The organism is Haloferula chungangensis, from assembly GCF_042664875.1.
In the GTDB taxonomy this organism is placed as follows: domain Bacteria; phylum Verrucomicrobiota; class Verrucomicrobiia; order Verrucomicrobiales; family Akkermansiaceae; genus Haloferula; species Haloferula chungangensis.
The window spans coordinates 826,571-841,237 of the sequence record NZ_JBHTBS010000001.1 but is presented as its reverse complement, the minus strand read 5'-3'; the positions used below and the strand labels follow the sequence as shown (position 1 = coordinate 841,237).

Below are 14,667 nucleotides of genomic sequence, written 5' to 3'. Positions count from 1 at the left end.
CCGACCATGCCGCAGCACAAGTCCGGGCTTTTCCATCGCGGGCCGGAATGGCATGAAGGAGCCATGCCCGACGCCGCGCCACTTTTGCTCAAGAACGTCCGTATTGTCTCCGCCGATTCCCCCGACTTCCGCAAAGCGGATGTCCTGATCGATGGAGGGGTCTACAAGGAGATCGGCAGTGAGGTGACCGCCCCGGAAGGAACCCGTGTGATCGATGGAAAAGGGCGGCTTCTGATGCCGGCGATGTTCGACGCTCATGTGCACTTTCGTGAACCCGGCGGCGAAGCCAAAGAAGACATCGCCAGCGGCAGCGAAGCGGCCATCAATGGAGGAATCACCGGTGTCGTGATGATGCCGAACACCACTCCCTCGATCGATTCGGGTGCCGTGGTCAAGATGGTCCTTGATAAGGCCAAGCAGGTTTCCCGCATCCCCGTCTACACCTCGGGCTGCGTAACGAAGGGACGCGAAGGAAAGGAACTCGCAGCCATCGATGCCATGCGCTCGCTCGGCGTCACCATGCTGACCGATGATGGTGATTCGACGAATGATGCCGCCGTGCTCTTTCGCGCCATGCAGTATGCCGGAGAATTCGGGATGTTCTTTGCCAGCCACTGCGAAGTTCCCGAGCTTGCCGGTCCGCGTGCCCTCAACGATGGACCGATGGCCTACAAACTCGGCATCAAGGGAAGCCCCGCCTGCGCCGAGGAGATCATCATTGATCGCGACATCCGCCTGGCGCACGCCGCAGGTGCCCACATCCACATCCAGCACGTGTCGAGCAAGCTCGGCATGGAAACGATCGCCTGGTGGAAGGCGAGGGGAGACGTGAAGGTGACCGCTGAGGTTTCACCTCACCACCTGATGTTCACCGATGAAGACATCGGCGACTACGACACCCATTACAAAATGAATCCGCCTCTGAGGACTCGCGCCGACAATGAGGCATTGTTAGAAGGGCTGAAGAGCGGCGTCTTTGACTTGCTCGCGACCGATCACGCACCGCACACGCCCTTTGAAAAGGCACAGGATTTCACCGCCGCGCCCAATGGCATCACCGGACTTGAGACCGCGCTCATCTCGATGTTCGACCGCTTCGTTGCCCGTGGTGAACTCGGCTGGGATGTGCTCGTCAAACGCTACTCGGCCGAACCTCGCGTCATGATGGGACTGCCCCCGGTCCCCGTTGAAGTAGGAAGCACCGCAGAGTTCTTGCTCTTCGATCCTGAAGGCGAAACGAGTTTCAGCGTCGACTACATGAAGTCCAAAGCGCGCAATACTCCCTTCCTCGACAAGACGCTCAAGGGACGGATCGACCTTGTGGCCCTCGCCGGCGAACTGCTCCTCGAGCGCTGAGGTCGATGCTGGGGGACCTGTCACGATCCCTTGCTTGCGGCCCATGAAACAAAGTGGAAGGGTGACTCAATGATCCGTGAAATTCGCAGGCGTGACTTCATCGTGTCCGGCGCAGGCTGGCTTGGAAGCATGCTGGCCGCACGCGCTGTCGAGGAGAAGCGGGCGAAAACCATCTCGATCTTTCACACCACCGATCTGCATGGCCATATCGAACCCACATTGAGCTACGATGGCCTCGGCGACGTCGGAGGCATCGCTCGCTGCGCCACCCAGATCCGGCGCTGGCGCAAACAGTTCCCCGACTCGATCCTTGTCGATGTCGGCGACGTCTATCAAGGGACCCCCGTTGGCCTTCAAAGCGATGGTCGCATCATGATCGATCTCTTCAACCGTCTCGACTACGACGCCTGGGTGATCGGCAATCACGACTTCGATTGGGGGCGCGAAGTTCTCGAGGGAAACCTCCAGCACTCAAAAGCCAAAGTCCTCACCGGAAACCTGCGGATTGGCCACAAAGCGGTCGGGCAGATCGACGGCGCCTGGAAAAACGTGCTGCCCTGGACGATCCGTGAGACCGCTGGTTTCAAGATCGGCCTCGTCGGACTAACAACTCCCGGGATGCCATTTTGGTTGGCTCCTGAAACCCTTGGAGGAGTCGAAGTTTTCGACCCCGCCGAGTCCCTCAAGCAAAGCGTCGCCGAACTCAAGAGCGAGAACGTCGATGCGATCGTGGTGATGGGCCACATGGGTTGGCGTTGGGAAGAGGATTATGCGAATCCCGTTCCCAGCCTGCTCAGGAACATCGAAGGCGTGGACGTTTACCTTGCTGGCCACAGTCACCAGGACCGGGCGACCTGGTATGAAGGGAACACCATCTGCTCCCAGGCCAGCTACTTCGGAATCCACTGCGGCAGAGTCGATCTGACCTTCGATCTGGAGAGCCGCACACTGATCGAGCGGAAAGCCTTCACGGTTCGGATGGACGGACGTTTCGAGTTGGATCCCGCCGTCATGGATACCGCGAGGCCACAACTGAAAGAAGCGGCCGAAACACTCACGAGAAAGGTCTGCACCGTGAAGACGGAGATTCCTCTCCGGGGCGAAGATTCCCTGAGAACGATCTTCTGCCAAGCCTTCGCATCTGCGCTGAAGCGAGATGGCACGGAAGTCGATGGAGTCTTCCACGGAACCTTCGGCTCAGGCCCGCTCGAGGCTGGTGAGGTGACGGTTGGCGATTGCTGGAAGCATCTGCCTTACGAGAACCTGCTCATCACCGTCGAGCTGGATGCCCGCGAACTACGCCTGATTCTGGAGGAAGAGGATCTCAACAAATCTTCAGACAGGGTCCTGTGGCCCTTCGACCTCGAGCGCAACTCCAGTGGCGAAATCCAAGAAATCCGCCTGAAGGGAGCGCCATTGAAAAGCGACAAGCGCTACCTCATCGCAATGAATTCCTACGACGCCCAGTCTGGAGGAAAATCGATGATGACGCTGCGCAGAATTACGCAGTTAAAAAGCTCCAATCGTCAAATGACCCGAATCGCCACCCGGGAGGCGCTGATCGATTGGTTCCTAGAGCAAGAAATAATCTAGCGGGAGCCGTTTCGCCATTCAGCAACGTCTGCGAGTCCAAAGGCCGAGCGCAAGCAGGATGCCAGCTAGGAACGGAGTAGGTTCTGGAACTTCGGACAAAGGCGTTGGTATAACGAAGCCACCGCCTGTAATCGGATGGAGTTCGCCGCCACCCGTTGCAATTAGGTTCTCTACAATAAATGAACCCTCAACCGTTGAGTTGCCCTTTCTGAAATCGCTATTAGGGGCAAGCAACATACCGACGATCGAAGTATCAGCCTGGAAGTTAACGTCACCGCTAATGTTCCAAAGTATGTTATCTGCCCATGGATTAGAGGAGGTGCTGCCGTCCCCGAAAGTGGTGACAGTTCCAATTCCTAAAGCGACGGGATCCAGATTGTAATTAAAAACGCCATCGCCGGTAGTCCCGACGATGTTAAAAATCACGAGGTCGTCAGCCCCAAACGGCCATCCGCCCGACAATCCGTTGGTGCTCTTTCCATCGAGGTCACTTGCATTGACGTTGTAAATGAATACCTCGCCGCTGAAAAGAGTAGGTAGGGATATGGACGTCGTAGATGGTAATTGCAGGGTATTGCTTGCAATGGTCGCATAGGCGGATCCCCCAGCCGCTGCTGCGATGTCATTAGAGAGATTCCTCAAATCACTGAATGCTTGAGAAACGTCTACTGATTCTGAATAAATATTTCTTGGGGTTATTTCCGGTCTTGCGGTCAAGTTGGTAGCGATGCTTGACGCATTAGCACCGGAGTAGACCACGCTTCCAGAGGTCTTAATCGGTTCCGGATTGCTATTCCCATACGTGATATTACCTCCAACTGCGAGCACAACGTCGTTCGCCACATTGGTACTGCTTCCTACAGTATAGGCTCCGTCCCTAAGTTTCACATTGTAGGGGCTGGTGCCAGTTGTGAAGTTTCCCCCGACGATAATAGCGCCCTCGGACTCCCCACCGGAATTCTGTTCGATCGTGAAGTTTTTTTCCACGAATGCGCCTACTCGGAATGCATCTTGTAAGGTGTAAGTCGCGGCAGCGCTTGCTCCTACAGAACCGATTGCAACAGATAAGAAAACGGAGGAAAACTTCATGACTATTTTATGGGGGGTGAAATTGCGGGGGCTAAGTGGGGGGGTAGAGCGCTGGCAACCATTCGCAAGTTGGCAGAAATGGCTTATAGAGCGCGCGGCGCTTATATCTGGAAAAATCAGTCGGTCAATAGGAAATTGGGGCATCACCCAAGATTTCGTTCGCGTTGCGACCGAAATTTGCCAGCCTGATTACTCCTCAAAAGCTAATAAAGTTGGAAAAAATCGCCCTTCCTCACTGACGAGGAAGGGCGATGGGGGGGGGGCTTCGGACTTGAGAGCGAGAGGGTCTTAGACCTTTTCGATGGTTTTCTCGGTGGTCGCGTCGATGATCGCGAAGCGCTCGCGGTGGAGCGATGGATCCGAGCGGAAGATCAGACGACCGGAGTGACTGCGCTCGAGCTCGACGAGGAGCTTGCTGTCGTCGGTCTTGAAGCGATTGAGGACGTCGGAGTTCACCACGACGATCAGGTCGCCGCTACCCTGTTCGCGCTGTTTGTTGATGACGGTGACAAGCTTGCGCTGGATCTCGACGCTCATGGTCATGGTGGTCTTCACGCGGCCCTTGCCTTCACAGTAGGGGCAGGGTTCGAACATCGTGTCGCGCAGGCTTTCATTGAGACGCTGCCGGGTCATTTCCATCAGGCCAATCGAGGAAATCTGCAGGACCTGGGTCTTGGCCTTGTCGCGTTTCAGACGCTCACGCATTGCCTTGTAAACGGCCTGCTGGTCACGACGGTGACGCATGTCGATGAAGTCGACGACGACAAGGCCGCCAATGTTCCGGAGGCGGAGCTGGCGGGCGACTTCTTCGGCGGATTCGAGGTTGGTTTGGAGGATCATTTTCTCGACGTCCTTGGCGCCACGGTTGCGGCCGGTGTTGACGTCGACCGAGATCAGCGCCTCGGTTTCATCGATGACGATATAGCCGCCGCACTTCAGCCAGACCTGGCGGGAGAATGCCTCATCGATCTGCTTTTGGATTCCGAGGTTTTCAAAGATGGGCTGGTTGCTGGCGTGGTAGTGAATGCGACGCTTGGCGCGCCGTGAAACGCGTCCGGCGACTTCACGGACGAACTCGGTCGTCTCTTCATCATCACAGAGCACCTGGTCGACTTCATCGGTGAGGAAGTCGCGAGCGGTGCGTTCGATCAGGCCAGGTTCGCGGAAAGCGCAGACTGGGGCGGGCTGGGAATCGCGCTTTTCTTCGACGGACTTCCATTGCTCCAGAAGCATGGCGAGATCGCGGACGAAGTGTCGGGCGCGGGTGCCGAGTGCGACGGTGCGCATGATGATGCCCATGCCTTCCGGCACGGAGAGCCGCTGCATGATCTTGCGCAGGCGGGCGCGCTCCTTCGGGTCATCGATCTTGCGCGAAATACCGAACTGCTCGGTGTAGGGCATCAGGACGAGGTAGCGGCCGGCGAGCGAGATATTCGTGGTAACCCGTGGTCCCTTGGTGCCGATCGGACCTTTGGACACCTGGATCATGATTTCCGAGCCGATCGGGTAGATGTTAGGAATATCTTTCGAAGTGATCTTCTTCTGCTTCTTGGGCTTGTTGCCGCGCTGGATTTCCTCAAGTCCGGAATCGAGGGCGGCGGGGATGGCATCCCAGAAGTGAAGGAAGGCGTTCTTCTCAAGGCCGATGTCGACGAACATGGCCTTAAGACCTTGTTCGATGTTTTTGACGCGGCCTTTGAAGATGCCGCCGACGATGTTCTGATCGCCTTCGCGTTCGACGGTGTATTCTTCAAGGAGGCCGTCCTCGAGGAGGGCGACGCGGCGTTCGAGCTTCTCGACGTTGATGATAATGGTGTTTCCCTGTTTTGGATTCGGCTTGCCGATTCCCAGGATGCGCTTGATGCGTTTGATCATATAAATTGAGTGTCTAAAAAATGTTTATTCGGGTTCCTCGACGAGGATGGCGCGCGGGATGTCGCCTTCTTCGTCCACTTCGGGAGTGATGGTGGGTTCTGGGGTGATGGTGGGTTCCGCAGTCAGCGTGACGGCGGGACGAACTTCTACAGAATCAGCGGCTTCATCGCCGGTCTCGCCAATCTCGGTGGCATCGATGGCGGCGAGGACGTCCTCAGGTAGCTCGATTTCAAGAATCGGCTCCTTGTCGCCGTAGGCGGTTTCGAGGGGGGCGAGCGGCAGTTTCATGCCTTCGTCGCGAGCCAGCAGACCTCTCAGGATCAGATGGACGAGCGGGCCGCAAACCGCGCCACCGGACTTCCCGTTTTGCACGAGGACGACCACGGCATATTTTGGCTCATCATATGGGGCGAAGGCCACGGTCCACGAGTTATGGGATGGCTTTCCGTCGTCCGCCGTCTGAGCGGTGCCGGTTTTGGCGGCTACTTCCACGTCGGGAATCTTTGCGCGGCCTGCGGTGCCGCCGGCCTCGTTGACGGCTTTCCACATGCCCTTGCGGATCAACTCGAGGTCGGATGGCGCGACGCCTTCCTTGATCAGGTCCACGCGTAATTTGGGTTTATCTTCGACAAGAAAGGTGCCGTTCGGGAGCTTGGCGTGTTTGACGAGGCGCGGGGTGTAGTATCTGCCGCCATTGGCGACGCAGGAAACCATGGCGCAGAGCTGCAGGGGAGTGGCGAGTGAGTCGCCCTGACCAATGGATAGCTGAGCAACGTCTCCGGAGGTCAGTGAGCGGCCGCGGTTGGCCTGCTTCCACACCTTGCTGCCCGGGATCCTGCCGCCGCTTTCATTGGGAAGCGGGACGCCGGTGGGGCTGCCAAAGCCGAGCATGTGCAGGCCGGCGACCAACTTGTCGGAACCCATGGTGTTGCCGAGTTTGAAGAAATATGGGTTGCAGGATTTCTGAATGGCTTCCGGGAGACTTAATGATCCGTGTCGGCCTTTGCTTTTGTTCCAAAGCCAGCACGCCGGTTGGTAGTTGCCGTAGGAGACGTAACCATCGCAGGAAAAGCTGCGGGTCGCCAGGCCGTTCAAAGCACCTGCCAGCGACGTGCCGAGCTTGAAGGTCGAGCCCGGGGTGAATCCGGAGATACAGCGATCGGTGAAGGGAGAGGAGGGGTTGTCGAGGTAGGCCTTGTAGACATCGCCCTTGATCGACGGGATGAAATCATTGGGGTCGTAGTCGGGGACCGAGGCCATGGCGAGGATCTCACCGGTTCTGACATCCATCACCACACCGGCAGCACGGCCAGCGCGGCGCAGCACATTGGAGACCAGGAATTGCGCCCGGGCATCGATGGTCAAGGTGACGTCGGCACCGACTTTCGGTTCGCGATAATCGCTGAGGCCGGTGATCTTGCCTTTCTCATTCTTGATGTAGGTCTTGCTTCCTTCGGGACCACGCAGCAGGTCGTCGAAGGTGGCTTCGATGCCCAGCTTGCCCTGTTCTTCCCCGATGTAATGATTGAAGCGGCGCTTGGCATCCTCAGGAATGTCGCCTTTTTCCCACTGCTGGGTGTAGCCGAGCTGGTGAGCGGCGAGGGCCTTGTAGGGATACTCACGCTGGGGGCGGACATCGAGGTAGACGCCCGGGACCTCGAGGTTGTGCTCGGCGAGTCGGGCGAACTGTTCGTAGTTGAGCTCGGTGTTGTAGGAAAAGGGGACGAGCCCGCGGTGGGTCACGTAGTGGGTGCGAAGGGCGTTGGCGTTGTAGCCTTTGGCGACGCCATGCTCGACAAGCTTGGGAATCACCCAGGTGTTGACGATCTTCACGATGTCGGTCTCTTCGGCGAGACGCGGCATGCCCTTTTCCGAAGTCACGATGTCGCGCTTGGCATCGAGCTCGTGACGGCGGCGGTAGGATTTGTGGATTTCCTCGAGGTCGAAGTAGACCTCGTAGTTGCGCCGATTGCGGGCGAGCTCGACGCCATGGCGATCGAGGATCGCGCCCCGGATTCCGGGTTCGCGGACGGTGACCTCGCTGTCGCCGGGCTCGAGCGACTTGTAGTAAGCCTCGTCGGTGATCTGAAATTCGTAGAGCCGCGACAAAAGCGCACCGAATCCGAACAGCACGAGGGCTGTCAGGAGGTAGATGCGCAGGCGGTGACGCGGTTCCATGTTCTAGATCAAGCGGTGAGGGTTCGGGGTTTTTCCTTTTTCAGGCCATCCATGCGAATGGTGTAGCCTGACCAGTCAGCAAGCCGGAAAAGCAGCCAGAAGATAAGCGGAGAAAAAGTCATCGTGATGGCCGAGGAGCAGGCAATCTTGAGCAGCACCGTCTGATTCATGACGAAGCCGCCACGGATGAAATTGATGAGGAAATACTCGACGAGCAAGTAGAGGAAGACGGCGACGCCGGAGAGCATGGCTGAAAATTGCCATTGCCCCTGGCGGAAAAGCGGCTGGATGCCATGCATCAGGTAGCCCATGAAGCCGTAAAGCAGGATCGAGTAGCCGAAGCGAAGTTGCTCGACGGTGCGGGTGTAGACTTCGGGGTCCCCGCCATGGGGTCCGATGGTATTCTGCGCATCGGTGAGAAAACCGCAGACAAAGGCGAGGAGAAGCATCACCGGAACCGGGACCGTGACGGCGGCGCACAGAAAAACCAGGGCCAGCAGGAGGAAGCGCGATCCATAGAGCACCGTCAGCGACGGGATGAACTGCTGGGCGATCACCGCCACGAGAACCAGTACGAGGATCGAGAAGGTGTAGCGAATCATGGTTGGACCTTCTCCGGGGTTAAAACGAAGACTGTCCCCAAATTCTGGAAGTCAACGGAGGGGGTGACGATCGCTTCCGTGTCCAGCGAGCCTGGCTGCACGGATTCGATTTCCCCCAGTAATAGGTCAGCGGGAAAGAGCCCGCCGCGACCTGTTGAAAAAATTCGCATGCCCTTGCTGATCCGCGCATCCCGGGAGAGAAAGCGGAGCCGCAATTTCGGAGACCCTTCATGGACGCGCTGTCCGCTGAGGATCCCTTCTTCAGGGCTGCCTTCGACCCGTGCGGAAACCTGGCAGGCTTCATCGGTGAGTAGAATGACGCTGGAACGGTAGTCGCCGAGTTGATCGATCTTGCCGACGAGTCCGCGGTCGGTGACGACGGTAAAGGCGGCGGCGATGCCCGATTTCCCTCCACGGTCGATCTCGACCGTCTGCCACCAGGTCGATGGCTGACGCCGGGTGATCCGGGCGGCGACCACATCGAACTTGGTGCGTTCCTTGAAATCCAGCGAACGCCGGAGTCGGACGTTTTCGGCTTCGATGGTGCGCAGTTGGGATTCGATCAGCTGAAGGCGGCCGTAGTCCTTGCGCATGGCCTCGACTTCCGCCTCGAGGAGTTTTGAATGCTCGACTTCGTTGGTGAAGTTCCGGGCCTGGGTTTCGAGGGCCGAGCCTGCCGTGAGGAAAGGGGAGATCGCGCGATAGTAAGTCGCCTGGATTTCGCGCACCGAGCGCTCATTTTGTGTCAATGCCCACGCAGCCCCTCCGAGGAAGAGGAGCAGAGCCAGCAGATTGAGCGGCTTCATCCCGAATGAGGAAAGGCCGGTCCGGAGACCGGTTAACGCGAGTTGTTATTGGTGACACGCTTCAGGACTTCGAGCTCCTGAAGCATCTTACCCGTCCCTTCTGCCACGGCACTGAGCGGATCTTCGGCGACGTGGACCGGCAGGCCGGTTTCCTCGCGAAGAAGCTTGTCGAGTCCGCGGAGCAGGGCTCCACCACCAGCCAGCACGATCCCGCGGTCGACAAGGTCGGCTGCGAGTTCCGGCGGGCAACGTTCGAGCGTCGTGCGCACGGCATCGACGATCGTGGCAAGAGGGTCGGCCATGGCCTCGCGAATTTCCTGCGAGGTGATGGTGACGGTTTTCGGCAAGCCGGCAACCAGGTCGCGACCCTTGACTTCCATCGTGATCTCCTTGGCGATCGGTGCTGCGGATCCGAGACGAATCTTGATGTCCTCTGCAGTGCGCTCCCCGATCATCAGGTTGTAGCCACGCTTCATGTAGGAAATGATGGCGTCGTCGAGTTCATCGCCTGCGGTGCGGACCGAGCGGGCATAAACGATGCCGCCGAGGGAGATGAGGGCGACTTCCGTGGTGCCGCCGCCGATGTCGACGATCATGTTTCCGGCAGCATCCATCACCGGCAGTCCGACGCCGATTGCAGCGGCCATGGGCTCCTCGACGATGTGGACTTCGCGGGCTCCGGCTTGTTCAGCGGATTCTGAAACGGCGCGGCGCTCGACTTCGGTGATGCCGGATGGCACGGCGATGACGACGCGCGGATTGTTGCGACGCCCCTTGTTCACCTTGCGGATGAAGTGGCGGAGCATGGCCTCGGTGACCTGGAAATCGGCGATCACGCCGTCTTTCAGCGGGCGGATGGCGATGATATTGCCCGGGGTGCGGCCGAGCATGCGTTTGGCGTCATCGCCGACGGCGAGAACCTCGTTGGTGCCGGCTTTGACGGCGACTACCGAAGGCTCGCGGAGGACGATTCCTTGGTCCTTGACGTTGACGAGAGTGTTCGCGGTGCCGAGATCAATGCCGATATCATTGGAAAACCAGTTTCCGAAAAATTTAGAAAACATTCTGAAATTGAGAGAGTTGAGAAAATTGACGGGTGATTTGCAGGTCCATTGACCGCCGTCAAAAGAGGGAAGTCAGTTGATTGGGAAAATTTCTCCGAAGGCGCTCCTTTGGAGGGCCGAAAATATGCGTCCCAGCCTCCCTCCCGGTCAAGCGGGAATGCCCGATTATTCAATGATTCCTAGGGACTTCTGAGCCCCGGAGGAAGGGGGCTCAAGCGCCTGCAAGCAGCGGTCCCGAAACCGAGTGACGGGTGAGGAATTCCTGGGCCATGTCCATGTAGGCCTTTGACCCCAAGCCTGTGGGATCGTGCTCAAAAATGGTTTTCGCGTGGCTTGGCGCTTCGCCAATCCGGATCGTCCGAGGAATCACGGTCTGGTACAGCTGATCCGGGAAGTAGTTGCCCACCTCCTCGACGACCTGCTTGGCGAGATTCGTGCGCCCATCGAACATCGTCATCACAATGCCTTCGAGCTCGAGGTCGGGATTCGCTCCGGACTCCTTGATCTGATCGATCACGTGGACGATTTTCGCCAATCCCTCCAATCCGAACCACTCGCACTGAAGCGGGATCAGGATTTCGTCGGCCGCGGCCAGAGCCGAGGTCATCAGCACGCCGAGTGAGGGCGGGGTGTCGAGAATGCAGAAATCGAAAAGATCGTTGGGCTTGAGTCCCTGCAAATGGGTGCGGAGGCGGGTCAGGTGGTCTTCGCTGCGGGCCAGCTCGATTTCCACACCCGCCAGGTCCATGTGGGAGGGGATGATCGAAAGGTTTTCCCGTCCGGTCGGCTGGATCTTTTCGCGCACATCGGCGTGCCCGAGCAGGGCTGGATAGACGCTCGCCTCGCCATCGACCTCGAGTCCGAGTCCGCTGGTGGTGTTCGCCTGTGGGTCCAGATCGATCAACAAGACCCGCTGTCCGCACAAGGCGAGGGCAGCGGAGAGATTCAAGGCGGTCGTGGTTTTTCCCACGCCACCCTTCTGGTTTCCTACGGCAATGACTTTCATCTGGATCGAACGCTCCTAACGGGCGAGGAGTCTTCCGGGACAAGGGCACGCTGGCAAACAAAACCCGAACACAAGATCAGGAATACGATGGATTGGAGCGAAGAACGCATTCGGAAGGAGACGGGATGGAAGGCTTTCCGCGAGGGACAGGCCATCGCGAGGCATGGAAAAGTCGCGGGATTCAAGCGCGGGGAAAGTCTTCTAACAGGGGCCTTCAAGGAAGGTCGACGGACCATCCGCACCGTGGCCCGCACCGGCGACGTGCTCTCCGTGGAGTGCGGCTGTGCGATCAATCGCGAAAGCGGGGAGATCTGCTCCCACGGTGTCGCGCTCCTGCTGACGGCGATTGCCGAAGCGCCTGCCGAGATCGAAGAGGCACCCGAGCCGGTGCTCGATGGCGAGCTGATCGCGAGCGCTGTTAGATTGCCCGAGTCGCTCGGGAACATGCTGTCGACCGGCCGACTCAGCGCCCAGATCGACCGCCATCAGTCGGATCCCGATCAAGCCGATGCGATTTTCTCGATGTGGCTGGCGCGAAATGCTCCAGGGGGCAAATTTCCCAAGCTGCTTTCGCTGAGCCCCGATCAGGTCGAGGAGTTTCTCGCGGCACTGGCCGGTCATCAGCGAGTGAGCGCTGGAAGCAAGCGGGTGCTCGTTTCCGAGGATCGACTTCCGCCACTTCGGCTCAGCCAGAGTGAGCATCGCGGAAACCGGGTGATTCTGAGCTTGGCCGCAAGCGCGGATCTCGCGCCGATCCGCTGGGGCAAGACGCTCGGGGCGGCAGCTTCTTCGAAGGAGGCCTGGCTCCTTGGGCGACTTCCCGTCGATGCGCCGTCGCTCGTTTGGCGCGATGAAGCGGCGGAGTTGATTTCGAGTGGTGAGTTGGAATTGTCGCAGGACGAGTTTCTCGAGAACGCCGACGCCTGGCTCGATCTCTTTCAAAGTCCGCTGCCGGGCTGGCTCGGCCGACTGCGCTTCGAGCCGGCTGTTCCCCAGTTTTCCCTCAAGCTCGAAGGCTCGCTCAACGCGCTGGATGCCCGCGCGGAATTCTCCTACCTGGGCCTCGAAGCTCAGGCGCTGAGCGCCAATCTGTCGGTCGCTCCGGGACTTCCGAAACTCGATGGTGAAGGGGTATTAAGAATGAGGGACTCTGCTGGCGAGCAGCGCGGAGTCCAGCGCTTGATCAAAGCCGGATTCGCGGAGGGCAGTCGACGAGGGGAGTTTGTCCTGAGGGACCCCGACAAGGTTCTCGCGTTTCTTGCCGATGATCTGCCGACCTTACAGAGAGCCTGGAAAGTGACACTTGGTGACAGGTTGTCCCACGTCCTGAAGTCGCTTCACGTGATCCGACCCAAGCTCGAATCGAGCCAGTCACTGGCCTGGGAACTTTCCTTCCAAACCGATGCCGGCAAGGGAGTTCCTGAGCAGAAGATTCGTGAAATTCTGCGGTCCGGCAAGCGCTCGGTGAAGACCTCCAACGGGGCCACGGTGGCCATCAGCCGCGAAATCCCTGAAGTGATCGAGCCTCTCATGGCCGACCTGGGAATCGTCACCCGGGAAGGCAAGATTCAAGCTGATCGAGCGCGGGATATCTTATTTAGGACTTACCGTAGAAATAACCAAGATGGTCTGATTGCCAACGAGAAGGAAGAAATAGAGAGGGTTCGTATTCCGGATGATCTGAATGCGGATCTCAGAGACTACCAGCAGGTAGGATTCAGCTGGCTGGTCGATCGACTCAGCACGCTTTCCGGGGCCTTGCTTGCCGACGAAATGGGCTTGGGGAAAACCATCCAAACTCTGGCTTCGGTCATCGCACTAAAGCAGGCGGGCTCAGCTTCGACGCTCATTCTCGTGCCGACCTCGCTGCTTGGGAACTGGCAGGATGAGATTCAGCGCTTCGCCCCAAAATTGAGCTTTGTGGCCCTTCACGGCTCGGGTCGGGATAAGCTGCGGGACGAAGCGCTCAAGGCTGACATTATCCTCACGAGCTATGGGACGATGTGTCGGGACCTCGCGTTTCACCTGAAGCAGGACTATGACCTGCTGGTGGTCGACGAGGCCAGTTTGCTGCGCAACCCTGATAGCGAGGTCTCGCGCGCCGTGGCCAAGCTGAACGCGCAGAAACGTCTGGCTTTGACCGGAACCCCCGTGGAAAACCGGCTACGAGATTTGTGGTCGATCTTCCGGGTCGTGGCGCCCGGCTACCTCGGCTCGAAAGCTGAATTTGAAGAGCGATATCAGAGTGGCGACGCCGCTGATCCCGGCTTGCACGATCGCCTGAGGCTTCGAATTTCGCCCTTTGTTCTCAGGCGAACCAAGGCCGAGGTCGCGAAGGACCTGCCCGAAAAGATCGAGATCGATGAGTGGCTCGATCTCGATAAGGATACGCGTCAAACCTACGCTGCGATCGCCAAGGCGGGTCTGCTTGAGATCGAGGAAATGGAGGCAAAATCGGGCGGGGGACGCATGCACCTTTTGACGCTCTTGCTGAGACTCCGGCAGCTCTGCCTCGATTCTCGACTGATCGACGACGAGGCCAAGGAGGGCGCCAAAACCCAGCGTCTGATCGAGATCCTTTCTGAGCGCCATCAAAGCGGAGGGAAAACGCTCGTTTTCAGTCAGTTCCGTAAATATCTCGGGTTAATCCGTAACAGTAAGGAACTCGCGGATTCGAAGGTTTTTTCGCTCGATGGATCGACCCGCAACCGAGGCGAGCTCGTGCGAGAATTCCAAGCGCACGATGGTCCGGCGGTCTTTCTGATCAGTCTGAAGGCGGGTGGCTACGGACTCAATCTGACGGCAGCCGATACCGTGATTCACATGGATCCTTGGTGGAACCCAGCGGTCGAAGCCCAAGCAAGTGACCGTGCCCACCGGATTGGCCAGACCCAGCCAGTGACGATCTACAAGCTGTTGACGCGTGACAGCGTCGAGGAGCGAGTCAGGCGACTGCAGGCGTCCAAGCAAGGCGTGATCGACTCGATCAGCGGCGATGCCGCACCCGCAAACTGGAACGAAGCGGACTTCAGGTCCTTGCTGGATTGAACTCGATGGATGAGCGACGGGCCGGAATGAATCGAGAGAGCAGAGCGACC

The 14,667-nt window shown here is 58.5% G+C and carries 10 protein-coding genes; 3 read left to right on the top strand and 7 right to left on the bottom strand.

All coding sequences use genetic code 11. From position 1 onward, the window contains the following. The first annotated feature begins 6 nt into the window (after positions 1 to 6). A complete protein-coding gene (locus ACFQY0_RS03320) occupies positions 7 to 1,356 on the top strand; it encodes a dihydroorotase (protein WP_379709064.1) in 1,350 nt (449 codons plus the stop codon). Between the two features lie 69 nt (positions 1,357 to 1,425). Beyond that, entirely contained in the window at positions 1,426 to 2,949 is a 1,524-nt protein-coding gene (locus tag ACFQY0_RS03315; protein ID WP_379709062.1) for a bifunctional metallophosphatase/5'-nucleotidase, read from the top strand. Positions 2,950 to 2,967: 18 nt separating this feature from the next. Here ACFQY0_RS03315 and ACFQY0_RS03310 read toward each other — a convergent pair whose 3' ends face one another. The 7 genes from ACFQY0_RS03310 to ACFQY0_RS03280 form a co-directional block, all read right to left on the bottom strand. Next, complete coding sequence (locus ACFQY0_RS03310; RefSeq protein WP_379709060.1) at positions 2,968 to 4,038, bottom strand: collagen-binding domain-containing protein; 1,071 nt, start codon at positions 4,036 to 4,038, stop codon at positions 2,968 to 2,970. A gap of 288 nt (positions 4,039 to 4,326) precedes the next feature. Then, positions 4,327 to 5,913, bottom strand: coding sequence for an Rne/Rng family ribonuclease (locus tag ACFQY0_RS03305; protein ID WP_379709058.1), 1,587 nt, complete (start codon positions 5,911 to 5,913; stop codon positions 4,327 to 4,329). A 24-nt stretch (positions 5,914 to 5,937) separates the two neighbouring features. Next, positions 5,938 to 8,091: a penicillin-binding protein 2 gene (gene mrdA / locus ACFQY0_RS03300; RefSeq protein ID WP_379709056.1), complete on the bottom strand. Its 2,154-nt coding sequence runs from the start codon at positions 8,089 to 8,091 to the stop codon at positions 5,938 to 5,940. Positions 8,092 to 8,099: 8 nt separating this feature from the next. Continuing rightward, on the bottom strand, positions 8,100 to 8,693 hold the full coding sequence (locus ACFQY0_RS03295) for a hypothetical protein (RefSeq protein WP_379709054.1): 594 nt from the start codon (positions 8,691 to 8,693) through the stop codon (positions 8,100 to 8,102). Next, a complete protein-coding gene (gene mreC / locus ACFQY0_RS03290) occupies positions 8,690 to 9,499 on the bottom strand; it encodes a rod shape-determining protein MreC (RefSeq protein ID WP_379709052.1) in 810 nt (269 codons plus the stop codon). The genes ACFQY0_RS03295 and mreC overlap by 4 nt, the downstream gene beginning before the upstream one ends. Positions 9,500 to 9,531: 32 nt before the next feature. Then, positions 9,532 to 10,563, bottom strand: coding sequence for a rod shape-determining protein (locus tag ACFQY0_RS03285; RefSeq protein ID WP_379709050.1), 1,032 nt, complete (start codon positions 10,561 to 10,563; stop codon positions 9,532 to 9,534). A 211-nt stretch (positions 10,564 to 10,774) separates the two neighbouring features. After that, positions 10,775 to 11,569 (bottom strand): ParA family protein, encoded by a 795-nt coding sequence (locus ACFQY0_RS03280; protein WP_379709048.1) that lies wholly within the window; start codon positions 11,567 to 11,569, stop codon positions 10,775 to 10,777. An 87-nt stretch (positions 11,570 to 11,656) separates the two neighbouring features. On the opposite strand from ACFQY0_RS03280, the gene ACFQY0_RS03275 reads away from it, so the two are divergent. Next, on the top strand, positions 11,657 to 14,617 hold the full coding sequence (locus tag ACFQY0_RS03275; RefSeq protein ID WP_379709046.1) for an SNF2-related protein: 2,961 nt from the start codon (positions 11,657 to 11,659) through the stop codon (positions 14,615 to 14,617). The last annotated feature ends 50 nt before the right edge of the window (positions 14,618 to 14,667 follow it).

Bases quoted from the DNA above. Each gene is read 5' to 3' on its own strand.
- ACFQY0_RS03320 (WP_379709064.1), top strand. From the start codon at position 7: ATGCCGCAGCACAAGTCCGGGCTTTTCCATCGCGGGCCGGAATGGCAT.
- ACFQY0_RS03315 (WP_379709062.1), top strand. From the start codon at position 1,426: ATGATCCGTGAAATTCGCAGGCGTGACTTCATCGTGTCCGGCGCAGGC.
- ACFQY0_RS03275 (WP_379709046.1), top strand. From the start codon at position 11,657: ATGGATTGGAGCGAAGAACGCATTCGGAAGGAGACGGGATGGAAGGCT.
- ACFQY0_RS03310 (WP_379709060.1), bottom strand. From the start codon at position 4,038: ATGAAGTTTTCCTCCGTTTTCTTATCTGTTGCAATCGGTTCTGTAGGA.
- mreC (WP_379709052.1), bottom strand. From the start codon at position 9,499: ATGAAGCCGCTCAATCTGCTGGCTCTGCTCCTCTTCCTCGGAGGGGCT.
- ACFQY0_RS03305 (WP_379709058.1), bottom strand. From the start codon at position 5,913: ATGATCAAACGCATCAAGCGCATCCTGGGAATCGGCAAGCCGAATCCA.
- ACFQY0_RS03280 (WP_379709048.1), bottom strand. From the start codon at position 11,569: ATGAAAGTCATTGCCGTAGGAAACCAGAAGGGTGGCGTGGGAAAAACC.
- ACFQY0_RS03285 (WP_379709050.1), bottom strand. From the start codon at position 10,563: ATGTTTTCTAAATTTTTCGGAAACTGGTTTTCCAATGATATCGGCATT.
- mrdA (WP_379709056.1), bottom strand. From the start codon at position 8,091: ATGGAACCGCGTCACCGCCTGCGCATCTACCTCCTGACAGCCCTCGTG.
- ACFQY0_RS03295 (WP_379709054.1), bottom strand. From the start codon at position 8,693: ATGATTCGCTACACCTTCTCGATCCTCGTACTGGTTCTCGTGGCGGTG.